Genomic DNA, 23127 nt, shown 5'->3' with positions numbered 1-23127 from the left:
TAAAGTCTTTTACAAAATAACGTTTAATCCCATCTCATTTCCTACATCGTCTTCCTCAAATTCTTTTTCTCCACATCCTTCAAGCCTGCCAATCCTCCCTTCACACTTCCTGCGACCCCCTCAAAGACATAACTCTTCCCTTCACTCAGTACTCTCACCCCAATCTTCCCATTCCCCTCGTCATACACTTCATAACTCGCTTCTTCGTTCTTAAACGCCAGTTTCCCACTACTATAATTCATTACTCCAGCCACATTCTCCTGCTTCTTCTCATCATACACCACCTCCGGATATGAAAACTCTACACTTCCATCCTTCTGACACAACACATAAAAAAGAAACTCACTGTCTCCCCCGGCATGAAACACAACTACCTGTTTCCCATTCTTGGCCAGCGTAAACGAAAACAGGGTATCCGCCTGCTCATTCATATACTGCTTCAAGGTCTGCTCTTCTTTCCCATTCACCCATGTCTGCTGAGATACCTCTTCAAAATAAGGTTCTGTATTACTCAAACTGGACTCTTCCACACTCAAGGTCTTCAACTGCCCATTCTCCACCTTGAACCTTGAAAACTGGTGCCAGCAACACCCACTTTTTGTCATCGTCTCCAGCACCTTATCCTTTTGGTTCACGATAAACATCCCGCAATACTCCTGCGCCAATCGGGTAAACGCTTCACTATGCTTAAAACCAGCGCCCTGTGCCAGCCAGATCTGAAACGATGGCCCATGATAACAACTATTCTGCCCGTCCATCAGCGCAAAATCTTTCACCCCGTCAAAGTTGAAATCCTCATAAATGATCAGGCTCTGCTCTCCGTAAGGTGCCTCCATGATATTTGCCTTTACCTGCCCATCATGGAAATCAAATGTTAACTCATCGGAGGTGGTATGAAAAAGCTCTTTCTTTGTCGACTTATCAAACACTTTTACGGTACCCGCCTTAAACACCTCCGCCGTATCGTGAACCTGCACCAGCCCGTAGTATTTGTTAGAGAAACCATCAATCTTAAATGAAATGTTGTGCTGCGCAAAAGCATTGCTGCATGCCAATAGTACCAGAATAAGGGGAGATCTTTTCATGACAATAAATTCCTTCACAAAGCTAAGAACACTTAGCGAGGTGTGCAAGTTCTTCTGTAGCCTTCTTTCTACTTCCTGTATCCGGCCTGTCACAGCCTAATCCCGTACCTCATCCGTGGCAGGCGGCTCCCAACTTTCACTCTCTCACACGGCACGTTCGTTGTGTATCAATACCTTGTTGACCTATAGCACCATATCAATCACCCTTTAAATGCTGACATTATGTTATCAGACCAATTAGTTGTAATGCAAAAACATGAAGCCCCTCCCTGTATTTCGTTAGTAGTAGCACTTGATGGGGCACAAGACAGGAAAGCCGCCTTACAACTGGTAAATCAATCCATTGAAGAAGCCGCTGACCACCTGCGAACAGCCTGGCCCGATAAAGCCGCTACACTCACTAACGCATTCTACGAACTCAGGGATAATTATACCTACAGTCCTGTCGACAAAGGCATTGGATTGTATGTAGCCCCGAATTATAATAAACTTTTCCGCTTCTCATTCCCGGTGCAGGCAAAAGTCTGCCTGGGAGAGAAATTCGCGATGCGGGAACTGCTTTACCAGGAACAATATGGTTTTGACTACCTCGTTCTTCACCTCGAAGAAAAGAAGGTACAACTTTACCGCGGAAGATTGGATCGCCTGGAAATGATCAATGATAATAATTTCCCCTTAGACTTTGACAATGACTATGATTATAGCCCGGCAACGGTAGGAGAAAGGGATAAGGATAAATCCACCGTCATCGGCCTTCGGCAAAAGAACTTTTATAAGGCGGCAGACCGCTTACTGGAAGCCTACCTCCATGGTCAGCCATTGATCCTGACAGGCCCTACAAAAGATATAGGCTACTTTGAAGACGTAAGTACCCATAAAAAGGATGTCACCGCTTCCATCCATGGTAATTTTTCCAGTGTGCCTATAAAAACCCTGGAAGACAAAGCCTGGCCCGCCGTACGCTCGTTTATTGACATGCGGGATCAGCAGGCCATACGTGAATTGGAAGACAATCATGCCCAGGTTGTAGATGGCATCCGTGATGTGCTGAACGCGGCTAAAGATGGGAGAGGGAGTAAACTGCTGGTAGAAAAAGATTTTAACTCGGCTGACTTTACCGATGAGCTGACCGGCCGCTTAAGAACAAAAAGTCCCGAAGCCAGCCATACCATCGATGCGGTGGAGGATGCTATGCGGGCTGTGATCGATAAGAATGGGGAGATTATTTTCGTGAAAGAGGGAGTACTGGAAGATCATAAACATATCGCATTGATCACGCGTTATTAAGATGCTTGTCCAGATCTGTTTCCATTGGGTTAAACATGAGGCAGCCGGAATAATGTTCCTGCTGCCTCTTTTTAAATATTATTTTAAACATCATTGCGCCACATCCCACCACATCCTGGAAGTATAATTATCCCCACCACCCAGCAAGGCTACAGCCGCATCATAGTTCGTAACATTCGCAGTCTTCTCGCCTGACTGATATGGAATCCTTTTCGAAATTGTTCCATTCGCAAAATTGTTACTATACACCACCGGTGTGAGCTCCAGGTACCCGGACCGCTTCCGGTCAATCCACGCCTCAATATGATTGAACAAGGCTTCTTTCGTTATCTGTTACTGCTCATTGATCTGCTTCAGAGCAGCAGTGCTGGAACTCACATGCAATGGATGCGTTGTCGTATATACCAGCGCGATAGCTGCAGAAATCGTAGCCTCAGAAGAATTAAGGATGACCAATGACTTCATTGCTGCCGTCACATTATTCGCATAATGCACCGTTGCTGAACACTCACCATCCAGCCTCTTACAGCTACTTCTGCAGACAACAATTCCGTCTCAGCATAAGTAATAATAAAATTCGGGCAATTTTACCCCAGAAGTAGCCACTCTGAATCAGAAATTCTTCACAGCAGATTGCTAAATTTTTATGATCTTAGTCACGCGGTATAATAGCCGTTATCATCGAAATAAATACTATTGTTTGAATAACTTTGAACTACATGAAGACCGCCTTTTATAGTACACATAAATTTGAAAGGGAATTTTTGTTACAGGCAGCCGGGGACCAGCATGAATTAATATTGCTGGAACCAGCACTTTCATTTGCAACAGCACCCCTGGCAGCAGGTTGTGAAGCTGTTTGCATCTTTGTCAACGACGATGGTTCAGCGCCGGTATTAGAAAAACTCGCGGCATTGGGCGTGAAGTATATAGCGTTGCGTTCCGCAGGTTTCAATCATGTGGACATACAGGTTGCGCATAAACTGGGAATGCGTATCGCGCGCGTACCTGAGTATTCGCCCTACGCCGTAGCCGAGCATACCGTGGCCTTAATCCTGGCACTTAACAGAAAGTTGGTAAGGGCACACAACCGCATCAGGGATCTTAATTTCTCCCTGGATGGCCTGACAGGTTTTGATTTGCATGGCAAGACAGTGGGCATCATTGGTATGGGTAAGATTGGAAAAATAGTGGGACAGATCATGCGGGGCTTTGGGTGTAAGATTGTTGCCTTTGATCGTTATCCTGATAATGAATGGGCCAAGGCATATGAAGCTACATACGTAAGTATCGATGAATTGTGCAGGGAATCAGATATTATATCACTGCATGCGCCATTGACACCGGAAACGGAATATATAGTAAATAAACAAAGCATTGCCATGATGAAGAAAGGGGTAATGCTGATAAATACGAGCCGTGGTAGGCTGATCAATACACTGGATGTGACAGAGGGCTTGAAGTCGGGGCAGATTGGGTATCTGGGACTGGATGTGTATGAAGAGGAAAGGGGATTGTTTTTTGAGGATCATTCAAGTGATATTGTGCAGGATGACGTGATCTCCAGGCTGATTACGTTTGCGAATGTATTGATCACAAGCCATCAGGCATTTCTTACTGACACCGCATTAAAGAATATAGCAGCAACGACGATGTACAACTTAGATTGTTTTGTGAAAGGAGAGAAAGGGGGGAATGAATTGGGGTAAATAATATCGGTGTAGATGTTTGAGTAAAAAGCCGTCTCCTTAAAGAGACGGCTTTTTAATTGATGGAAGTCGATATTTATATTTGGGAAAAATCATAGCTTATTTTAAAAATTAAATCCTGACTAACAAAGGGTTTAAAATTTAATTATTAGTTGAATTCGAATCTTAACTAACAGAAATTTACATCATAACCAGTATTATTTCGAATCCTAAATAATAAAATCCGAATGCTTACTAAGAACATTCAAATTCTAATTTTAATAAAAATTTGACTTCTAACATATAAAATTTGAGGCTCTACCTCAGGCTATCTTTCTTCAAATTCTCCTCCATCCACTCTTCCAATTTACCCGTATCCACTGCCTCAGCCAACTTTGTCAGCATCTTCGTTTTCTTAACTCCCACACCCTTTTTATACACCCTCGCTACCGCTTTTAATCCGGCACTAGCGGCATCCCATGCGTATTTATTGTCGGGGTTATTAATGCAGAACTTACAATAATTCCCGAAGTAAATAAATGCCAGTGATGGATTATCCTTCACGAGTTTCATGATGCCTTCACCAATCACCATCTTTACAGTAGGCGATCCATTTAACCAGGAAAAAACAAAGGCGTTAGTACGTTGCCGTAATTCCAGTTGCTGATCAAGGTCTGTTTCATTCAGCCATTCAACAGCTTGCAAAAACATGGGTTCAGCTTTTGCATAATCTTCTTTTGCAACCAGTTCGGGAAATTGTGGGCCGCTCTGCGCTCTTACAAAAAACGCGCTAATGAGCAGGATGGCGGTAGCCAGAAATTGTTTCATATAGTATAGAATGTTTACATTGAACCGGGCTAATGGAATTTATTAATCCTTCTTTTTAAACTGGAATACCAAGTACTTACATGGCCCCCGGCGTACTATTCTTCATTTTATACTCCGGCTTCTTTTTCGCATAATCAAATACCAACTGGCAAAACACCTTCACCCCCACATCCAGCTTTGAATCATCAATATAGAAATCCGGCGTATGGTGGGCCGCTACTTTTGCAGGATCCGCACCAGCGGGCATACCCCCAAGGAAAAAGAAAAACGCCGGCGCTTTATCTCCATAAAATGAAAAATCTTCAGCCCCCGTTGTCCACTCAGTTTCATTTACATTCTCTTTCCCGGCTGCGGCTTCTATAGAAGGAACCATGAGTTTAACCAGTTCAGGATCATTGTAGGTCACTTTCGTTTTATTCTCAATCACTACATCGGCAGTTGCACCAGAGGCTTCTGCTATCTTGGTCGCAGTGAGTTTCATTTTCTCATGTACCTGCTCCAGCATTTTGTTGTCAAATGTACGAACCGTTCCTTCCATTGTCAATTCTTCCGGAATAATATTACTTCTTACACCACTATTAATTTTGCCTACAGTGATCACAACCGGCCCCTTCGTCAGTTCTGCCTGACGGCTCACGATCGTCTGGAAGCCCTGGATGATTTGTGAAGCCACCACAATCGGGTCGATACCATTCCAGGGTTGTGAGCCATGCGTTTGTTTGCCCTTCACTTTGATGGTAAACCAATCGCTGGATGCCATCTCCGCACCGGGTTTATATTTCACCATACCTATCGGTGTCTGGGAATTAATATGAAGACCAAAGATGGCATCTACCTTCGGATTGTCCATCACGCCCTCTTTGATCATTAGAGGGGCACCACCTTCCTCAGGAGCAGGGGCACCTTCCTCTGCAGGCTGGAAAATGAATTTTACCGTACCCGGCACATCTTTCTTCATCGCTGTCAGCACATCGGCAGTACCGAGCAGAATTGCGATATGAGAGTCATGACCACAGGCATGCATTACAGGCACCTTTTGGCCGAGATATTCAGCTGAATCCAGCGATTTAAAAGGGAGGTTGGCCCGCTCATATACTGGAAGCGCATCCATATCGGCACGGAGTGCCACGACAGGGCCTGGTTTACCACCTTTAAGAATGGCGACAACGCCGGTTTTGCCCACACCGGTATGTACTTCAAGGCCGAGTTTTTTCAGGTGTGCGGCTACGAATGCCGATGTTTTAAATTCCCTGTTAGATAGCTCAGGATGTTGATGAATGGCCCTGCGCCAGGTAACGACAGAGTCTTTAATGGAGGCCACGGATTTGTCGAGATTGGTTTGGGCCATAGAGAGCGTGGGGGCAAAGGCCAGCAGGATTAAGCATCTTTTCATGGGTAGCATAGATTTGGTGAGATTGTACAAAGTACAATTAAATTAGACGTTTAGATTTGGTGATAGTGTACAAAGTACAATTAATTTGGTTTTGTAGTATACGGGAGGGGAAAAACCTTTTCGTGGAGGGGTGCGTAAAAAAAAGCTATTCTGCGGGCTATAATAAAACATTATGTGAGAGAGGAGCAAGAAGGTACTTTACGAATAATAAAAGACCTTTTCTTGTAGTAGGGAGTATAATACAGCGGCACTTTGCGGCTGGTAATATTCCTTTTCGTGTGGAATATAAAAAAGCACTTTTGTTTATGGCAAAAGTGCTTTAAAATTAAAAATATAGATTATTTAGTGAATTGATCACCAGGCCTGCATCACGTAGCTTTTGTACCAAATCATATCGTTGTCCATCGTATTCTTCTTGCCCAATGTCCGAAAAAGAATAATTCTCATTCACTTCGGGATGTCGCAGCGTATTATCGTTTAAATCATCCCGCTCTGTCACATGATCCGGCAAATCATCTTCCTGAAGGTATTTAGGTACTTTATTGACACATAAACTAATCATCACATCGCTTTTATATAAACTTATTTTCCGATTTCTTTATTATTTTATTTTCTGCCCGTATTTTGCAGTGTAATTCAATAACAAACCATGAGTAGAGAAAGCATCTTATCCGCTGTAAAAAAGAACCAGCCTGACCATCAGTCCCTTCCTGAACTGGAACAGTTCTATCATAATGAGGCCGGTGATCCAGCTGCATTTACAAAAGTGGTGGAGTTCCTGGGCGGGCAGGTAATAGCTATTAAAAGCTATGCAGATATGCTGCCCCTGATCAAAGAATACCCATCGGTAGTAACTACTCATCCTGAATTTTATCCCGATGGCTTGCAAAACTGGCAGGAAGGGGACGGTCGTCAACTGGAGAAGGTGGATCTCGCGATTATACAGGGGCATTTGGGAGTGGCGGAAAACGGAGCGGTTTGGGTGACTGATGATGAATTACAGGTAAGAGCATTACCGTTCATTGCACAACACCTGGCAATTGTTTTGAAAAGTACGGAGATTCTGCCTACTATGCACGATGCATATCGCAAAATAGGAGGTCCGGATGCTGGTTTTGGAGTGTTCATTGCGGGCCCTTCCAAGACAGCAGATATCGAGCAATCATTGGTTCTGGGCGCACATGGTGCGAAGAGCCTGACGGTGTTCCTGATGGATTAGAAATGTGGAGTAGGAAGATAATGAAGGATAGGTTAAGACTTTAACAGGCAGCAAAGCGAATAACCATCAGACAACCGGTACGAATAACCATCAGGCAACCAGATACGGATAACCCAAAAGCGATATGGATAACCAACAAGCGGTACCGGTAACAGAAAATTGATGCGGGTAATTGACAATCGATGCGAATAGCAGAAAATCGATATGAGTAACAGAAAATTGATGGGAATAACAGCCAACCGATCCAGATAACAGACAATACGAATCAGCAAACCGGCAACACGAATCAACAAACAATAAATACAAATCACAAACAATATTAATAAGCCAGACCCTGGCAACCTAAAATATTTATAGATTTAAAAATCACCGTATGCAGGTTACATTGCCTGCATACTTTAACTTTAACCCACCTTGCCACACATGAAAATCGCTTTCAAAATGTACCTCAAACCCGGGTACAAAGAAGAATACCAACGCCGCCACGCTGCCATCTGGCCGGAACTTAAACAACTCCTGCAAGCGAACGGCATTACCGACTACACCATTTTCTTTGACGAAGCCACTAATACCTTATTCGCCGTTCAACAACAATCCGGTGATCAATCTTCACAGGAACTCGGTACCACTGAAATCGTTCAACGCTGGTGGGCTTACATGGCAGATATCATGGAGACTAATCCCGATCATTCTCCAGTCACTGTTCCCCTGACCGCCGTTTTTCATATGGATTAGGTTAAGAATATTTTAATCTCATTTTCTGAGCTGTCCATCATCTTTCTAGGGACTAAGCCGAAATATTTTATCCTGGTAAAAATACCATCCATCCCTCTCCCCATCACCCCCCCAGACTTTCCCCATCAACCATCCTGGGACTCACTCCATCAACCCCCCAGACTTTCCCCATCAACCATCCTGGACTCTCTCCATCACCCTCCCAGACTTTCCCCATCAGCCATCCTGGGACTCTCTCCATCACCACCCCCAGACTTTCCCCATCAACCATCCTGAACTCTCTCCCCACCACCCCCAGACTCTCCCCATCAACCATCCTGAACTTTTCCATCCCAGTACCTTTACTCTTCATCCTTCTCTTTATCACCCTGCCTGGACTATTCCCATTCCCCCATCTGGACTATCCAACCCACCCCTCATTCTCCTATTTTTGATAAAAAAAACAATGCAAAGACTGGACATCACCAAGCTATTTCCCGAAATATACGATGCCATCCGTGGACTTGAAAAAGCAAGCGGCGATCTGAAAATTACCCCCCTCCAAAAAGAACTAATTAAAATCCGTGCATCTCAACTCAATGGCTGCGCCTTCTGCCTTCACATGCACGCAGAGCTGGCCCTTAAATACGGTGAAGCCGCCTGGCGCCTCAACTTAATTGCCGTATGGAAAGAAGCCAAACACCTATTCTCTGAAGAAGAACAAGTCATCCTTGAATTAACTGAACAGATGACACTTATTCACCAACAAGGCCTGACCGCAGATCTTTACGCCAAAGCCATCACCTTATTTGGTGAAGAAACTACCGCCCAGATGATGATGAGTATACTTGCCATCAATAGCTGGAACCGGCTGGGTGTAGCGCTGCACTGGAAACCGCAGATCTGAGGGAGATTTAATTCTCCCTTTCCTCCATAATCCTCAGCTCATTATCCAACATATCCCCAACACTATCCAACTCATGCTGCATGATCATTCCTTTTTTGGTATCCACTATACTTCTCAGGCCCTTTTTCTCCAGGATATATGCTCCCAATATCTTACCATCCAACCTGTACTTCGGATGAACCACCTCTGTATTCTTTTTCTTTGCATACACCTGGTTATTCACCGACTTCAATACCGTCGGACTATTCGTAGCCATCACAATCTCATTCTCCGCATAGTTCGCTACCAACGCAATCAACTCCATCATATATTTCTGCGCCAGCGGATACAAATGCGCCTCCGGCTCATCTATTATAATAAAATACTCCCCACTACTCAGCATCGTCGTAAATAACTGCAACATTAACCACAAAGCCTCCTGCTGACCGGTCGATGCAAAAGGCATCTCGATATACGCCTTTTTCTCCAGCTTGATCCGCTCATTATTTTCTTCATACACATAATCCCCTCTCAGGATCTTCCTGATCAGCACCATCGCCATATCAATACTATCCCTATCCCTGAATTCATATGCCCGCATCCCGTTTACCATCTCCTCCAGATCCTGATAATACAATGGCCGCATCTCCGCTATCTGCTGGATAAAAATCTTTATCGTATTGTCTAGCCGCCGGTTCAGATAACGTCCAAATACTCCATAGGCCATTACCCTTGCTGCAGGAATATAAATAGGGATCTTCTCCCTGTCAAACAAAAAATAAATATGCCTGTCCAGCTCCGCATAATACTTTGCCTTATGCTCCTGCGTAGCATTCTTATACCGCTCCGTGATATAAGTCCGCAGACCCACAAAAATATTCCTGATATCCTGCTCCAGTTTTTCACTGAACGCTACATTAATCTTCTTCCCACTCTGGTAAATAGTTACAACCTTGTCATTACCATAATCATACTTCAAAAAAAACTCCCCATAACGTGTATGACTATTCCAGAAACTCTTAAATTTATTAATGATGTGCTCCTTCAATTTTAGCTCCGGAAGAGGATCCGTATTTATGCCCTCCACTATATCCGCCACCGTTCTGAAAACCTCTTCCCGCAATGATCTGAAAATATAAAGGAGCTTTAAAATAGTACTCTTTCCACTCGCCTGCGGCCCAATAAAAATCATGTAATCCTTAACTATTAATTCCACTTCATGCAGTGGCCCAAAGTTTCTGATCTTTAATTGTTGCATTTGCTATTCTTTAACTAGTCTATCACCAAGGTACCAGAAAAAATGCGGTTTCGAAAATATTTTTACCTCACAAGTTATTGATTATCATTAAGAAACGTTACTTATCAAAGTGGCATTTTCTGTGTCATTATCGTTTTTGTTTTCTCTCCGGATTAGCGCTAACAATTACCGCTATCCCCCCGGCAAAATCCCTTTAATCATATTTAGCCCGCCGCAGACACCCTTAACTGGTCATCATGCGGCAATACCTTTTAGACATCCACCGGAAACTCCTTATCCGAATTGAACCGGTTCATCAAAAAACGTAAAGTCCCTTCTGTATATTACCCGCCAATTACTTTGCATTGCTCATAAAATCCACATCGCCTGTTACCTGCATTTGCTGCTCCCCCTTACGGATGCTACTACAGGTAGATGCCTTTCTTATACATCAATACTTCATTATATACCACCGTTCTTAAGCTATCATCTGCTGGTGCTATAGAATTTAAAAGGTATACCAAGTTTATCTCAATTGCTTATCTGAAAGAGCTAACCAGCACTGCAGCTTAAGTAATCAGGATACGACGTATAGTATGCTGTATATTCGTCTTCACAAGTAAAAACCAGGTTTACCGGCGAATTACAAAACCTTATCTCCGGGGATGGCAACTTAATATCCGCATTCCCATTCTCTTTATAGTTCTTTCATTGTGCCTCACCATAAATATCGCATTCCGTGCATTCCCTGCCGGTCGTTTCAGCGCCGCAGCAAACTCCTGCTTTCCCTGTTGACGCATCAGGTCATTTATATGTGCTGTGAAAAGTCCTTTTATTGCCCCATTTCAGCCGTCGTAGGGACGCTGATATACAGGAATGATTATAATAGCGCTGCCATGATTGAATTGAGCACGGCGCTTCCATACTACCGCAAAGGCGGTGCTGATAATCTTTCACTTCTTCTTTCTGCCCGGGTATTTTGTAGGCAAAATAGCACAGTGTTGGAGTTACGTGTTGAAGATGTTGGGGAATGTATGTTCATCGTCCTGCAAGAAGCGCAGGATGATATCCGGATCGTTATAAAGTGTAAGAATTGTAAGGCTAGGCGAAAGTTAGACACACATTTGTATTCGGCCCCAAATAATATTTTTTGATAGCTTGATAGTGGGTTGTTTTTTGGGATTTCTCTGCTCATTGAAGCATTTTCTCCCGCTATTCCCCATAATGCCTCCTTAACTGCCCCAAAGCCCTTTTATGCCCCTTTTCTGCCGCTTTCTGGAAATAATATTTTGCCCAGCGATGTGACTGCGGCACCCCGTCCCCGAATTTATAACAAAGCCCCAAGTTGAAAATCGAATTTAAAAACCCGGCTTTGGCCGCCTTCTTATACCAAAACACCGCATTCTTGTCATTTTTTTTCACCCCTTCTCCATAAAAATAGCAAACTCCTAATGAATGCTGCGCCCTATAATCTCCTTTAATAGCCGAGCGGGTATACCATCGCACAGCAGTCTTATAATTCTGCTCCACTACTTCGCCCTTATAATAAAAGACACCTATATTGAACATGGACTCCATGTGCCCCTGTTCGGCGGCTTTCATATACCAGTTAAATGCCTGGGAAATGTCCTGCGGTATTCCCCAACCATTGTCGTAAAGGGAGGCAAGGTAGAATTGAGCTCTTTTGTGTCCCTGAGCGGCAGCGGTCTGCCAGAGTTCGAGAATAGCTGGCCAGTCTTTTTTTCTTCCCCGCAGTTTAAAGGCCAGATGGTAGCCTTTCAGGAAATTGCGGTGCTGTTGGGCGTAGGTCATTAATTGGGATTTGGGAAATAGAAGAGGGTGTATCAGAGATGTTGTAATTAAAGTTACATTTCCTCCCGAAACCATGCTTCTTTCTTCAAACATAAGAACTTAAAGTAATTTGAACACATTGGGAATTATCAAAACAAAATTCTCTCCGTCAGTTAGCAGAATTAAATCCGGGAATTTTACTTTATATACACCCTCTTGAAAGTAAATATTGAAATGGTTAATTTAATTTCAATAATTCCAATGGGAAAGGTTGTTGTTTCTTCCACATTGCCTTTGCTTTTTCAAAATGATTCGCAAAGAAATTATTCTTATCTGTAAATGAAGAAATTTGCACCGCTTTTACAGTTTCCACACCTTTTTCAGATTTATTTCTCTCATTCAGCTTTTTTGAAGAGTTCGAATCCATATCTTTCATTTTAAACAAATTTACGGTTTTAAATAACTTTTATTTTCTCTTTTTATCGGCTTTACAAATACCTCTTTATTTCATGAATAAAGCATTATCCGCTGATCTCCAAAGCTCAAATTGAATACTGGAGTACCATCATCCAATAGGCCTATCTTTTTGTATTCAATTAATTTCTTTATTACACCCTTAGGTCCCATGCTTTCAAACTCAAAGCTGGCAAAGGTTTTATTGGCTTTATAGGTATGCTTCTCCCTTTCCATATCCTAATCTACATCTTTCCCCCCGGTTTTATCCTGTTCATTTTGTTCATTTTTCAAAACTAAAAATCCCGTGAAACCTCAGTTCCACGGGATTCTACTGACTACTCACTACTTTTTCAGATCCTGTATTATCGCCGATTGTATTGACCACGCGAAATCCAACTGAACTTTATTAATAAATACACTATCATTCATGGATATATACTGATCTGTAGAATACAAATTCGGATTCTGCACATTCGCCATCGCATGACAACTCATACAGTTTGTCTGGCAGCCAAATGTCAATGCAGGACTCAACCTGTTCTTAAATCCAAAAGTTGAAGGATCAAACGTTGCTTCCAGATAAGGATTATACCCGATCATCGTACTCACTCCTGTATTGGTACCCCCCATTATCGGCTGGTTCGGCAAGACTTCCACATACGCGGTAGACAATGCATAATGCGCCGCGGCATGAGATAATTGTCCGGGTCTTAACATGGCCGCCAGCGCGGAACTCGGATCCTGTGGCGTCTCCGGATTCGGTGCCCAGTAGAATGTCTGCCAGGTCCAGTTGCTAATCTCCTTCGATGTCACGTGCATGGCTACCAGCAGCGCAAGATCACCTGCTTTTGCCGTATCACCCTGCACGCCGGATTGTTCTTTATTAAAATAGTGCGCCATCGCAGCATCCATTTTGATGCTGATAAAATCGCTGACATTGCAGGTCGCCGCCGCAATCTGCTCCGGTGTCGGATTGGCGGAGGTATCTATGACCAGGTGCTTTCCTGCCGGTTGACGATTCTTTACATCCGCATAGATATAACTATGCCATACACTCGGATCATAAGCCCTGGCCGGAGATGGAGTACCCATCCATGCAGGAATACGGATCAGTGAATCGGTGGCATGCCCTACATAATATGTGGGTTTAATTGTAATCGCATCATTGGGAAATGGCGGAATCACCCCAATTGCGTCTTTTTTCAGGTAGCTGTCCAGCACTGATTGTTTCAGTAATTCATGTTTGAGCACATGTTTCACCGCAGGATTATTGTAGGAGACCGCTACCCAGAAATTAGTGCCGAAATCAGATCCTGCACTCGTGTCAATGGTTTGTCCTAAACGAAGAGCTTTGAAGAATGCAGCATGTTGTAACTGACGTGGAATCGTCAGCGGCGTAAGGCTTGTTTTCGTCAGTTCCTGCCCTTGTGTGAGTGCCGCCCCTTTTTCTACTAAGGACTGAATTTCTCCGAGGCCTAACCAGGTTTGGTATACCAGCAGACTATCGCCCTGGTATGATTGTCCTGAATTTGCAGTGAGACCGGCCCAGATACCCCATGCATGTTGGTATACGTGGGTGGAGTCATAAGGCGAAAGCCAGGCGTAAACCTGGTTGGAGTCTTCAGGGAAACTGAACCCAGGTACTACCTTCGGGAGTGGTACCGGAATAATCACTGCCCGTTGTGTCTCTTTTGATGTGGGATTGTTACACTGAGAAACAAAATAGATAATGGTCGACAGCATGAGCAGTCTGATGATTGTGGTCGTACGTTTCATATTTGAGGGATTAAATTGTTTGAGTTGGTTTTAATAACGCGGGGATGGGTGGAAATGTTCAATGGTGGTTTTATATTCTTATACGGTAATTGAGTGAAACTACAAGCCGCATTTTCATCGTTTAAATTCAATACCGGGAATTTTGTTTAATGAGTTCAACACCTCTTTCCATCATCTTAAATTCAGTGCAAAGAGATTCCATTGAATTCTTTAACCCCTCATTTTCGTTTCCAAATCCTGTATAAAAAACAAGCGTAAAAAAGCTTTAAATTCTCATTTTCATAAGTCTATTTTCACTGAAAAAAAATAGTTGATCAGCTATATTTTTCAAATATCTTAAACTGCTATAACCCTTTGCCATGGCTTGTTTTAAGAAATTTTGTGTTTTCACCAAAAATACTAATTTATTTAGATTTTACTGCTAAATATATTAGTAATATTGCAGTGCCGACTTACTTTAAACAGAGAAGTTATGAAACTAAATGAGCGATCCATTGTGCATCTGGATCTGGATGCATTTTTTGTATCTGTTGAATGTCTGAAGAACAGTGCGTTCAAAGGAAAGCCCCTCATTGTAGGAGGTGGGGAACGGGGTGTAGTAGCCGCCTGTAGTTACGAAGCCCGTGCTTTTGGTGTACACGCTGCTATGCCCATGCGAACAGCATTGTACCTATGTCCGCATGCAACCGTTATTAAAGGTGATCATGAAGACTATAGCCGGTATTCCCGCCTGGTGACAGAGGTGATTGCCGATGCCGTACCGATGTTTGAGAAAGCGTCGATCGATGAGTTTTATACCGATCTAACGGGAATGGATAAGTTTTATAACACGCCGAAATTCAGTAAAGAACTTAAAGCGAGGATCTATAAAGAAACAGGACTGCCTGTTACCTATGCGCTGGCATCAAATAAGCTGATTAGTAAGATTGCAACGAATGAAGTAAAGCCGGATGGGCAGACGATTATTCCCCTTGGAGCGGAGAAGTCTTATCTCGCACCACTGGCAATTGAGAAAATGCCAATGATTGGAAACAAGACGGCGACTTTATTGAGAGAAATGGGCGTGAATACGATCCGGACATTGTCTGAAATACCGGCAAGTTTATTAGGTGCCAGGTTCGGGAAAAATGGACTGGAGTTGTCAAGACGCGCAAATGGGATTGATGAGACACCGGTGGTGCCTTATTCGGAACAGAAGAGCATCTCGACACAGGAGACTTTTAATAATGATACAATTGATATTGCTTTTTTGAATAGAGAGCTCGTGAGGATGACGGAGAAAATTGGTTTTGAATTGCGGCAGCAGAATAAAGTGACGGGCTGTGTGACGGTGAAATTACGGTACGCGAATTTTGACACTGTGACGAAACAGGTGTCTATTCCTTATACGTCTTCGGATCATGTATTGTTAAGGACAGCTAAGGAATTGTTTGATAAGTTGTATGACAGGAGGATGTTAGTAAGGCTGGTAGGGATACGGTTTTCTGATTTGGTACCGGGGAATTATCAGATTAGCTTGTTTGATGATACGAAGGAGATGATACAGTTGTATCAGGCTATAGATAGTATTAAGCGACAGTTTGGGGCCGGGGCGGTCATTAGAGCGAGGGCCTTGTAATGACAGGGGAATGAACGCTGTCAATAAAAACAACGCTCTGCCAAAACAACAACAACAGCAACAACACACCAATAGTAAAATAAAAGCATTATTTGAATCAACAATCACCATTTACCACTCTTTAAAAACACAAAAACATATAATTTATCTAAATTATCGATTGCCGTTACCCCATCCCTCAAAATTCGATCAGCAATTTTATGTACCTAAACTGTAAAACATTTTTCTCCTATCGCTACGGCACCTTCTCCACTGAGCAACTCGTAGCCGCCGGCACTGATGCCGGTGCCAGCAGTCTCGCTATTACCAACATCAACAATACTGCCGATGCCTGGGACTTCGTTCAATACTGCCACAGCGCCGGCATCCATCCTGTACTTGGCACAGAAATCCGCAATGGTGATCACTTTTGTTATTTATTACTTGCAAAAAATAATACCGGTTTTCTCCACATCAATCGATTCCTGACTGAACACCTGCAAGCCAAAAAACCTTTCCCCGCCAGGCCCGTCATGGACGATAGTGTCTGGGTTGTATATGCCCTTGGCATGGCGGCTCCGGCTCAGCTTAGTCTCAATGAGCTTATCGGTGTACAACCTACCGAAGTCAATAAACTCTTTGGCATTGATCTCTCAGCCTATAGTACAAAGTTCGTAGTCCGGCAACCCGTTACTTTCCAGGACCGTACTTTTTACAGCGTACACCGTCTGCTAAGAGCCATCGACAAGAACATCGTATTAAGCAAACAGGAGGACAAACACAAAGCTGCCATTCATGAATATTTCATGCCGATGACTACTATCATGGAGCAGTTTAAGCAATACCCGCAGATCGTAACGAATACACTTCGTGTCATGGAATGCTGTGAGATTCAAATGGATTTTAAAGTTGATAAAAATAAACAGGCATTCACCGCCAGCAAAGAGGATGACCGTATTCTGCTGGAGAAGCTTGCCATGGATGGACTACATTATCGTTATGGCAGCAGGAATAAACAGGCCCATGAACGCATGTTGAAAGAACTGAAGATCATCAATGACCTGCAGTTTAATGCATACTTTCTCATTGCCTGGGATGTACTTCGCTATGCCCGGGATCGTAGGTTCTTTTACGTGGGGCGTGGCAGTGGTGCAAATTCTATCGTGGCTTATTGTCTGCAGATAACGGATGTGGATCCGATACAACTGGATCTGTATTTTGAACGTTTCCTGAATCCATATCGTACTTCGCCACCTGATTTTGATATTGATTTTTCCTGGAAGGACAGGGATGAAATCATTGATTATATCTTAAAGCGGTATGGCAAAGATCATGTGGCGCTTTTGGGAATGCATACGACTTTCCAGCGGAGGGCGATTGTGCGGGAGTTGGGAAAAGTGTATGGACTGCCAAAGGCGGAGATCGATCGTTTGTCAAGGGGGGAGTATAATACGAATGACAACAATCACAGGCAGATCATACGTTTTGGTGATCTGATCAAAGATTTCCCGAATCATGTGAGTATACATCCCGGTGGTATGCTGATCAGTGAACTGCCTATCGCGCAGTATACAGCATTGGAGATGCCGCCCAAAGGTTTTCCGACTACACAGATAGATATGTTTGTGGCGGAGAATGTGGGATTGTTTAAACTGGATATACTCAGTCAGCGGGGACTTGGGCATATTAAGGATACAATAGAACTGGTGCGTGAGCATCATCAGGTAGATCTTGATATTCACCAGGTGGAAAAATTCAAGAAGGATCCGAAGGTGGCTGCGCAGATCCGGAGTGCAGATACAATTGGGTGTTTTTATATTGAGAGTCCTTCAATGAGAGGTGTGCTGCGGAAGTTACGCTGTGATGACTACCTGACGCTGGTAGCGGCATCTTCGATTATCCGTCCGGGTGTGGGCAGTTCGGGGATGATGCAGCAGTATATCTGGCGCTTTCACAATCCGGAGAAGTTTGAATACCTGCATCCGGTGATGAAGGAGTTGCTGGAGGAGACGTATGGAGTGATGGTATACCAGGAAGATGTGATTAAGGTGGCGCATTATTTTGGTGGTTTGGATATGGGGGAGGCCGATATATTGCGGCGTGCGATGAGTGGGAAGTACAGGGGGAATAAGGAGATGAAGCGACTGGAGCAGCAGTTCTTCCGGAACTGCGAGGAGCGGGGCCATCCTGAGAAGGTGGCGAGAGAGGTGTGGAGACAGATTGAAAGTTTCGGGGGGTATTCGTTTAGCAAGGCGCATTCGGCGAGTTTTGCAGTGGAGAGTTACCAGAGCTTGTATTTGAAAACCTATTATCCGGTTGAGTTTATGGTGGCAGTGATTAACAATTTTGGTGGGTTCTATTCGAGGGAGTTATATTTTCAGCAGTTGAAGAAGGCGGGTGCGGATGTGCAGGCACCTTGTGTGAATAATAGTGAGTACCTGACGGATTTGAAGGAGGGGAAGGTGTTTGTGGGGTTTATTCATGTGCAGCATCTGGAGCAGCAATTTGTGGAGAAGCTGTTAGCGGAGCGGGTGCGGAATGGGGCCTATTTGCATTTGCAGGATTTTATAGAGCGTACGGAGGTGGGGATAGAGCAGTTGAATTTATTGATCAAAGTAGGGGCGTTTCGGTTTACGGGGAGGACGAAGAAGCAGTTGTTGTGGGAGGGGAACTTTTTGCAGGTGCATATGGAGGATCATGTGCCGGAGCGGCAGGCGTTGTTTGCGGAAGAGCCGGTGTCGTTTGAGTTGCCGATGTTGCCGGATAATGACAGGGAGGATATGATGAAGGAGATGGAGATGATGGGGTTTCCGATAGGGAACGTGTTTGAGTTGGTGGATGACGATTTGGGAAGGTATCCCTTGGCAAAGGAGTTGCCGGGCTTGTTGGGGAAGGAGGTGCTTGTATTAGGGTATCTGGTGTGTACGAAGGAGACGATGACGAGGGAGAAGCGGGAGTTGATGCATTTTGGGACGTTTTTGGATGCGGCAGGGGACTGGCTGGATACGGTACATTTTCCGGAGGCAGCGAGGAAGTGGCCGTTTCAGGGGAGGGGATTTTATAGGTTGAAAGGGAGGGTGATAGAGGAGTTTGGGGTGTATAGTGTGATGGTGGGGGAGATGGAGAAGGTAGGACTGAAGCCGGTAGGGTAATTAAAGGTATTATTATTAATGCAGGTGATATAATAATAGTTATAAGGAAAACAGCCATCCGGAACCAGGTGGATATAATGAAAACAGCCATCCGAAACCAGGTGGATATAATGAAAACAGTCATCCGAAACCAGGCGGCGGAGCCGGTTTACCTAAACAAATAATTCATTAAAACAAGCAGTATTTATTCCAGACTAAGTGTTTTTACAGTTTCATTCCCTGGCAGATCCACTGCTACTACAATCAATTTCCCTCCAGCTGGCAAACTACCGGCTTTATAATACCAGTCCACGCCATTCCTGCCTAAGACTGCCGCTCCCCGTTCCAGGATGGTACCGGCTGCATCAAGCACGCGAATTGCTACAGCTGCTACCCTGAATTCATCTTTAGCCTTCACTACGACTGTTGTGTCTTCGAATCGGATATTTTGAATTTCAGGAGAGTTGTAAGCGTCTTTAATCGCCATATTATAGGCGTTCTGGCCTGGGCCGGCCTGGGACTTATAGTAGGCTTTAAGCTCGGGATCTTTCAGGATTTCCTTTGCATAAGCAGCAGCTACAATCATCTTATAACGGGCTTCCAGCTGTTTTTCGCTTGGTTTTTTATTGGATCGCCCGCGTTTTTTAGCCATTATAATCTGGCCGTTTCTTTCGTAAATGGTGATTTGATCGCCGAGGCTACCGCGGACGAGCCGGAGAAGTATATTGTCTTTTACAAGAGCCATAACAATAGATTTTTGGAGTTATAAAGCAATGGTAATGCATAGTGTCGGAATTTGGTTGAACATTAATGCTAATTGAGTATTAATACTTCACTATAAGTACATTATAAGGGCACCTCAATATCCAATTGATATAAAGATGACCTTATGATGTACTTATAGTGATCAAGTAATATAGTTATAGTATTATAGTCTGATTATTGCCAGGAAGAAGGTATCCAATAACAGAAGGATACTAAAAGAGATAATTTGGAGAAATTTGGCAATTTAGTGGACAAAGTCCACTAAATTTATTATCTTTGCCTTGTTATGTCCACAAAAACCATCCAGGAAATACGCGCATTTAACCGTTTCTATACAGACCTGATTGGTCTGTTGAATAAGCATTTGCTTAATAGCGACTATTCATTGTCAGAAGTCAGGATTATGTATGAAATCCATACGGCAGGCGAGGCGCAGGCATCGCAGATTATGGCCGCAATGGATATAGATAAGAGTTATCTGAGCAGGATCCTGAAGAAACTGGAAAAAGATCAGCTAATTGCCAGGAAGGCATCCGAACAGGATGGAAGGGCAGTGGTGTTGTCGCTGACGAAGGCAGGGGAGGACTTGTTCCAGGAATTGACGCGGGCAACGGAGCAACAGATCGGAGGCCTGGTCAATCATTTGAATACAAAACAACAGGAAGAATTGGTCGCGCACATGCAGGCCATCAGGAAAATATTGCAAGGCAACCTTTAAATCATAAAGGCTAATCTACAAGCGCACATCTAAAAGGTAGCCGACAAGACAAGCTAAATAATAACAATAACACAATCAACACAGAGGAATCATGAACACCAGCATCACGCTAGCCGACATCTCCATCAGAAACGAACTCCAGCCAGGCGACCTGAGTTTCCTTGCCTACATGCATGCAACCCTCTATGCAAAAGAAATGGGATACGGAATAAACTTTGAAGGTTATGTATTAGATGGCTTAGGCGAATTCGCGCACCAATATAATCCTGCAAAAGACAAAGTCTGGATCTGTGAACATGAAGGGAAAATCATTGGCTCACTGGTAGGATTTCATAGAGATAGTGATATCCAGTTCCGGTATTTTATCTTTCAGCCTAAGTACAGGGGGATCGGACTAGGCAAGCACCTGATGAGTGAATTTATAAAATATGCAAAGGCCTCTGGGTGTAAAAACACGTATCTCTGGACGACTACTGAACAAGCTACCGCTATTTCCCTCTATACAAGATATGGCTTTACGCAAACTGAAGAAAAGTTTTCGATCGCTTTCGATAAGCCCTTGACCGAATTAAGATTCGATCTCGCCCTGTAAAAGAATGATCCGGATCTTGGATCATTCTCCCACCACTTTCAATCCTATAATAGACCCGATCAACAGGCTGATAAAAATAATCCGCCATGTATTTACAGGATCTTTGAATACAAAGATGCCTACTAATACCGTACATACTGTCCCGATCCCGGTCCAAACCGTATAGGCTGTACCGATAGGAATGGTTTGTGCTGCTTTCATCAGCAAGCCGAGACTGAATGCCATGGCAATAACTAAAGCTGTGTACCAGCCGTAGGCGTTGGAACCATCAGCATCCTGGGCCTTGCCTAAGCAGAAGGTGAATGCTGTTTCTAAGAAGCCCGCAAGCACTAATAAAATCCAATTCATGGGGGCAAAGGTCTGAATAGAAGAGGAGAATAATTTATACAAATGATAAAAAATGAAATGGGTGGATTGAAAATGCAAGGGTATGGAGAGGAAGTTTTAAGTTTGCAATGATGGGCAGGAGGAGAGGAACACGTCATGGAATTAAAACTAACTCTACAGGTGGGATTATTAAAATTCTTGCTGAATCAGTAGAAAAAATACCTTTATAGTTTGTAAGATCAATATATACACAATAAAGGAAAATCCATACCTGCCCTATCTTAGCCCTAAACCGCTACTGCTTCGTCCTGATCCTGCTCAAACTCACCTGTGTAATCCCCAGGTAACTCGCTATATGTCCCAACGACACCCTCCTCAGCAATTCCGGCATATCCTGCATCAAATCCGAATACCGCTCTGCTGCTGTCCTGAACTGCCTTGCTATCAGCCTTTCTTCTGTCTTTGCTAATTCTATTTCCGCCAGTTTGCGTCCCCAGTTAGCTATATACAAATCTTGATTGTACAAGGCCTCCAGCGCTGCACCATCAAACTGATAAAACTCACTGTCTTCCAACAGCTCAATATCCTCATAACTTTTCTCCCTGCTTACATAGCTTTTCATTGATAATACAGGATCGCCTTCCATGCCAAAGAAGAAGGTAATACTTGTATCCTCTTTTTCGGTAAAGGCACGTACGATTCCTTTTTTAATAAAATACAGGTTATGATCTATTTTATCAGCCCTGAAGAGCAGGTGATATTTTGGAAAAGACACGACTTCCGCTATGTCCAGCAGTTTTTCGACCGCCGGCCCAGGTATTGGATGAATCCGGTTGATGATGTCATTCAGAAGCATACTAATGCAAAATCAAAAGAGTACTTAAAAACAAGGTTTTTAAAGTAAAAGATGAAGTAAAAAATCAAAGTCTTAATGCAGCAAAAATAATTATTCTCTGGACTATTCACTATTTCCACCCTGGACCCTCCATTACCTCCTAAAAATCTCCATCTTTGTACCATGTACATACCACACGATAACCTAATGGACAACCCCGCTGAAATCCTCTCCTTTATTCAGCGGTACAGTTTTGCCACTCTGATCACCAACATAGAAGGCACGCCCGTTGCCACTCACCTGCCTTTTCATGCGGAAATGCGGGGCGGACAGCTGGTCCTGACCTCCCACATGGCAAAAGCCAATAAACAATGGCAGGTCATCAGTGAGCAGCAGAACCTGGTTATCTTTTCAGCACCACATGCCTATATTTCTCCTTCGCATTATGACAGCAGGCAATCAGTGCCTACCTGGAATTACCTGTCTGTGCATGCGTATGGGAAAGCGAATATTATCCACGAAAAAGAAGCAGTGATGGCATTGCTGGAATCAGCTATCAATGATTATGAACCGGCATATATGATGCAGTGGAATGAACTGCCGGAGACGTTTAAATACAAAATGGCGAATGGTATTGTGGCATTTGAGATAGGCGTTACGACCTTGCAGGGAAAAAAGAAACTGAGCCAGAATAAAACTGAAGAAGAAAGAAAACGGATTGTTGAGTCATTGAAAAAATCAGATGATACGAATGTGTCGCAGACAGGGGAGTATATGGAAAAGTAACAGGGGGACCATTCCC

At 43.7% G+C, this 23127-nt stretch carries 24 protein-coding genes; 10 read left to right on the top strand and 14 right to left on the bottom strand.

Annotated elements, in window-relative coordinates; all coding sequences use genetic code 11:
* Positions 1-41: 41 nt before the first annotated feature.
* Positions 42-1085, bottom strand: a complete 1044-nt coding sequence (locus tag DXN04_RS17185; protein WP_116854619.1) for an XAC2610-related protein — start codon at positions 1083-1085, stop codon at positions 42-44.
* A 246-nt stretch (positions 1086-1331) separates the two neighbouring features.
* Between DXN04_RS17185 and DXN04_RS17180 the strand changes: the two genes are divergently transcribed.
* Entirely contained in the window at positions 1332-2372 is a 1041-nt protein-coding gene (locus tag DXN04_RS17180; protein ID WP_116854618.1) for a baeRF3 domain-containing protein, read from the top strand.
* Positions 2373-2462: 90 nt separating this feature from the next.
* On the opposite strand, the gene DXN04_RS17175 is transcribed toward DXN04_RS17180, so the two are convergent.
* Positions 2463-2687, bottom strand: coding sequence for a SusD/RagB family nutrient-binding outer membrane lipoprotein (locus DXN04_RS17175; protein WP_158569061.1), 225 nt, complete (start codon positions 2685-2687; stop codon positions 2463-2465).
* Between the two features lie 18 nt (positions 2688-2705).
* Positions 2706-2837 carry a hypothetical protein gene (locus DXN04_RS35625; RefSeq protein WP_262512478.1) on the bottom strand — a complete coding sequence of 44 codons (132 nt, stop codon included), beginning with the start codon at positions 2835-2837 and terminating at the stop codon, positions 2706-2708.
* Positions 2838-3091: 254 nt separating this feature from the next.
* Between DXN04_RS35625 and DXN04_RS17170 the strand changes: the two genes are divergently transcribed.
* A complete protein-coding gene (locus DXN04_RS17170; protein WP_116854616.1) occupies positions 3092-4081 on the top strand; it encodes a 2-hydroxyacid dehydrogenase in 990 nt (329 codons plus the stop codon).
* A gap of 297 nt (positions 4082-4378) precedes the next feature.
* Here DXN04_RS17170 and DXN04_RS17165 read toward each other — a convergent pair whose 3' ends face one another.
* The 3 genes from DXN04_RS17165 to DXN04_RS17150 all read right to left on the bottom strand — a co-directional run bounded on the left by DXN04_RS17165 (position 4379) and on the right by DXN04_RS17150 (position 6843).
* Positions 4379-4888, bottom strand: a complete 510-nt coding sequence (locus DXN04_RS17165; protein WP_116854615.1) for a hypothetical protein — start codon at positions 4886-4888, stop codon at positions 4379-4381.
* A gap of 76 nt (positions 4889-4964) precedes the next feature.
* Positions 4965-6281, bottom strand: coding sequence for an amidohydrolase (locus DXN04_RS17160; protein WP_233525615.1), 1317 nt, complete (start codon positions 6279-6281; stop codon positions 4965-4967).
* 325 nt (positions 6282-6606) lie between these two features.
* Positions 6607-6843, bottom strand: a complete 237-nt coding sequence (locus DXN04_RS17150; RefSeq protein ID WP_116854612.1) for a hypothetical protein — start codon at positions 6841-6843, stop codon at positions 6607-6609.
* A gap of 87 nt (positions 6844-6930) precedes the next feature.
* On the opposite strand from DXN04_RS17150, the gene DXN04_RS17145 reads away from it, so the two are divergent.
* The 3 genes from DXN04_RS17145 to DXN04_RS17130 all read left to right on the top strand — a co-directional run bounded on the left by DXN04_RS17145 (position 6931) and on the right by DXN04_RS17130 (position 9121).
* Entirely contained in the window at positions 6931-7500 is a 570-nt protein-coding gene (locus DXN04_RS17145) for a LutC/YkgG family protein (RefSeq protein ID WP_116854611.1), read from the top strand.
* Between the two features lie 423 nt (positions 7501-7923).
* The gene (gene rhaM / locus DXN04_RS17140; protein WP_116854610.1) at positions 7924-8235 is read left to right on the top strand and encodes an L-rhamnose mutarotase; all 312 of its coding nucleotides are present in this window, start codon (positions 7924-7926) and stop codon (positions 8233-8235) included.
* 445 nt (positions 8236-8680) lie between these two features.
* Positions 8681-9121: a carboxymuconolactone decarboxylase family protein gene (locus DXN04_RS17130; protein WP_116854608.1), complete on the top strand. Its 441-nt coding sequence runs from the start codon at positions 8681-8683 to the stop codon at positions 9119-9121.
* A 7-nt stretch (positions 9122-9128) separates the two neighbouring features.
* On the opposite strand, the gene DXN04_RS17125 is transcribed toward DXN04_RS17130, so the two are convergent.
* From DXN04_RS17125 to DXN04_RS17100, 5 genes are all read right to left on the bottom strand, one after another.
* Complete coding sequence (locus DXN04_RS17125) at positions 9129-10358, bottom strand: AAA family ATPase (protein ID WP_116854607.1); 1230 nt, start codon at positions 10356-10358, stop codon at positions 9129-9131.
* Between the two features lie 1191 nt (positions 10359-11549).
* A complete protein-coding gene (locus DXN04_RS17115) occupies positions 11550-12149 on the bottom strand; it encodes a tetratricopeptide repeat protein (protein ID WP_158569060.1) in 600 nt (199 codons plus the stop codon).
* Positions 12150-12366: 217 nt separating this feature from the next.
* Positions 12367-12564: a hypothetical protein gene (locus tag DXN04_RS17110; protein WP_116854604.1), complete on the bottom strand. Its 198-nt coding sequence runs from the start codon at positions 12562-12564 to the stop codon at positions 12367-12369.
* Positions 12565-12635: 71 nt separating this feature from the next.
* On the bottom strand, positions 12636-12818 hold the full coding sequence (locus DXN04_RS35810; RefSeq protein WP_116854603.1) for a DUF6934 family protein: 183 nt from the start codon (positions 12816-12818) through the stop codon (positions 12636-12638).
* Positions 12819-12926: 108 nt separating this feature from the next.
* The gene (locus DXN04_RS17100; protein ID WP_116854602.1) at positions 12927-14360 is read right to left on the bottom strand and encodes a hypothetical protein; all 1434 of its coding nucleotides are present in this window, start codon (positions 14358-14360) and stop codon (positions 12927-12929) included.
* A 472-nt stretch (positions 14361-14832) separates the two neighbouring features.
* Between DXN04_RS17100 and dinB the strand changes: the two genes are divergently transcribed.
* Entirely contained in the window at positions 14833-15978 is a 1146-nt protein-coding gene (gene dinB, locus DXN04_RS17095; RefSeq protein WP_116854601.1) for a DNA polymerase IV, read from the top strand.
* Positions 15979-16178: 200 nt separating this feature from the next.
* A complete protein-coding gene (locus tag DXN04_RS17090) occupies positions 16179-19109 on the top strand; it encodes a DNA polymerase III subunit alpha (protein ID WP_116854600.1) in 2931 nt (976 codons plus the stop codon).
* Between the two features lie 184 nt (positions 19110-19293).
* On the opposite strand, the gene DXN04_RS17085 is transcribed toward DXN04_RS17090, so the two are convergent.
* A complete protein-coding gene (locus tag DXN04_RS17085) occupies positions 19294-19833 on the bottom strand; it encodes a hypothetical protein (RefSeq protein ID WP_116854599.1) in 540 nt (179 codons plus the stop codon).
* A 306-nt stretch (positions 19834-20139) separates the two neighbouring features.
* Here DXN04_RS17085 and DXN04_RS17080 point away from each other — a divergent pair, with 306 nt between their 5' ends.
* Together DXN04_RS17080 and DXN04_RS17075 are read left to right on the top strand one after the other, a co-directional pair.
* Positions 20140-20571 carry a MarR family winged helix-turn-helix transcriptional regulator gene (locus DXN04_RS17080; RefSeq protein WP_116854598.1) on the top strand — a complete coding sequence of 144 codons (432 nt, stop codon included), beginning with the start codon at positions 20140-20142 and terminating at the stop codon, positions 20569-20571.
* Between the two features lie 91 nt (positions 20572-20662).
* A complete protein-coding gene (locus DXN04_RS17075) occupies positions 20663-21163 on the top strand; it encodes a GNAT family N-acetyltransferase (RefSeq protein ID WP_116854597.1) in 501 nt (166 codons plus the stop codon).
* Positions 21164-21184: 21 nt separating this feature from the next.
* On the opposite strand, the gene DXN04_RS17070 is transcribed toward DXN04_RS17075, so the two are convergent.
* Positions 21185-21511 carry a DMT family transporter gene (locus tag DXN04_RS17070; RefSeq protein WP_116854596.1) on the bottom strand — a complete coding sequence of 109 codons (327 nt, stop codon included), beginning with the start codon at positions 21509-21511 and terminating at the stop codon, positions 21185-21187.
* A 274-nt stretch (positions 21512-21785) separates the two neighbouring features.
* Complete coding sequence (locus DXN04_RS17065; protein ID WP_116854595.1) at positions 21786-22346, bottom strand: Crp/Fnr family transcriptional regulator; 561 nt, start codon at positions 22344-22346, stop codon at positions 21786-21788.
* Positions 22347-22508: 162 nt separating this feature from the next.
* Between DXN04_RS17065 and DXN04_RS17060 the strand changes: the two genes are divergently transcribed.
* Positions 22509-23111 carry an FMN-binding negative transcriptional regulator gene (locus DXN04_RS17060; protein WP_116854594.1) on the top strand — a complete coding sequence of 201 codons (603 nt, stop codon included), beginning with the start codon at positions 22509-22511 and terminating at the stop codon, positions 23109-23111.
* The last annotated feature ends 16 nt before the right edge of the window (positions 23112-23127 follow it).

This window comes from Chitinophaga silvisoli, assembly GCF_003412465.1.
In the GTDB taxonomy this organism is placed as follows: domain Bacteria; phylum Bacteroidota; class Bacteroidia; order Chitinophagales; family Chitinophagaceae; genus Chitinophaga; species Chitinophaga silvisoli.
This window is presented reverse-complemented; position numbering and strand designations above follow the sequence as displayed.

What these genes read in the sequence shown, in the direction of transcription:
- DXN04_RS17070 (WP_116854596.1), bottom strand. Translation starts at nt 21,511, where the DNA reads ATGAATTGGATTTTATTAGTGCTTGCGGGCTTCTTAGAAACAGCATTC.
- DXN04_RS17185 (WP_116854619.1), bottom strand. Translation starts at nt 1,085, where the DNA reads ATGAAAAGATCTCCCCTTATTCTGGTACTATTGGCATGCAGCAATGCT.
- DXN04_RS17160 (WP_233525615.1), bottom strand. Translation starts at nt 6,281, where the DNA reads ATGAAAAGATGCTTAATCCTGCTGGCCTTTGCCCCCACGCTCTCTATG.
- DXN04_RS17125 (WP_116854607.1), bottom strand. Translation starts at nt 10,358, where the DNA reads ATGCAACAATTAAAGATCAGAAACTTTGGGCCACTGCATGAAGTGGAA.
- DXN04_RS17115 (WP_158569060.1), bottom strand. Translation starts at nt 12,149, where the DNA reads ATGACCTACGCCCAACAGCACCGCAATTTCCTGAAAGGCTACCATCTG.
- DXN04_RS17060 (WP_116854594.1), top strand. Translation starts at nt 22,509, where the DNA reads ATGTACATACCACACGATAACCTAATGGACAACCCCGCTGAAATCCTC.
- DXN04_RS17165 (WP_116854615.1), bottom strand. Translation starts at nt 4,888, where the DNA reads ATGAAACAATTTCTGGCTACCGCCATCCTGCTCATTAGCGCGTTTTTT.
- DXN04_RS17090 (WP_116854600.1), top strand. Translation starts at nt 16,179, where the DNA reads ATGTACCTAAACTGTAAAACATTTTTCTCCTATCGCTACGGCACCTTC.
- DXN04_RS17180 (WP_116854618.1), top strand. Translation starts at nt 1,332, where the DNA reads ATGCAAAAACATGAAGCCCCTCCCTGTATTTCGTTAGTAGTAGCACTT.
- DXN04_RS17110 (WP_116854604.1), bottom strand. Translation starts at nt 12,564, where the DNA reads ATGAAAGATATGGATTCGAACTCTTCAAAAAAGCTGAATGAGAGAAAT.
- DXN04_RS17065 (WP_116854595.1), bottom strand. Translation starts at nt 22,346, where the DNA reads ATGCTTCTGAATGACATCATCAACCGGATTCATCCAATACCTGGGCCG.
- DXN04_RS17085 (WP_116854599.1), bottom strand. Translation starts at nt 19,833, where the DNA reads ATGGCTCTTGTAAAAGACAATATACTTCTCCGGCTCGTCCGCGGTAGC.
- DXN04_RS17145 (WP_116854611.1), top strand. Translation starts at nt 6,931, where the DNA reads ATGAGTAGAGAAAGCATCTTATCCGCTGTAAAAAAGAACCAGCCTGAC.
- DXN04_RS17080 (WP_116854598.1), top strand. Translation starts at nt 20,140, where the DNA reads ATGTCCACAAAAACCATCCAGGAAATACGCGCATTTAACCGTTTCTAT.
- DXN04_RS17150 (WP_116854612.1), bottom strand. Translation starts at nt 6,843, where the DNA reads ATGATTAGTTTATGTGTCAATAAAGTACCTAAATACCTTCAGGAAGAT.
- rhaM (WP_116854610.1), top strand. Translation starts at nt 7,924, where the DNA reads ATGAAAATCGCTTTCAAAATGTACCTCAAACCCGGGTACAAAGAAGAA.
- dinB (WP_116854601.1), top strand. Translation starts at nt 14,833, where the DNA reads ATGAAACTAAATGAGCGATCCATTGTGCATCTGGATCTGGATGCATTT.
- DXN04_RS17170 (WP_116854616.1), top strand. Translation starts at nt 3,092, where the DNA reads ATGAAGACCGCCTTTTATAGTACACATAAATTTGAAAGGGAATTTTTG.
- DXN04_RS17075 (WP_116854597.1), top strand. Translation starts at nt 20,663, where the DNA reads ATGAACACCAGCATCACGCTAGCCGACATCTCCATCAGAAACGAACTC.
- DXN04_RS35810 (WP_116854603.1), bottom strand. Translation starts at nt 12,818, where the DNA reads ATGGAAAGGGAGAAGCATACCTATAAAGCCAATAAAACCTTTGCCAGC.
- DXN04_RS35625 (WP_262512478.1), bottom strand. Translation starts at nt 2,837, where the DNA reads ATGAAGTCATTGGTCATCCTTAATTCTTCTGAGGCTACGATTTCTGCA.
- DXN04_RS17130 (WP_116854608.1), top strand. Translation starts at nt 8,681, where the DNA reads ATGCAAAGACTGGACATCACCAAGCTATTTCCCGAAATATACGATGCC.
- DXN04_RS17100 (WP_116854602.1), bottom strand. Translation starts at nt 14,360, where the DNA reads ATGAAACGTACGACCACAATCATCAGACTGCTCATGCTGTCGACCATT.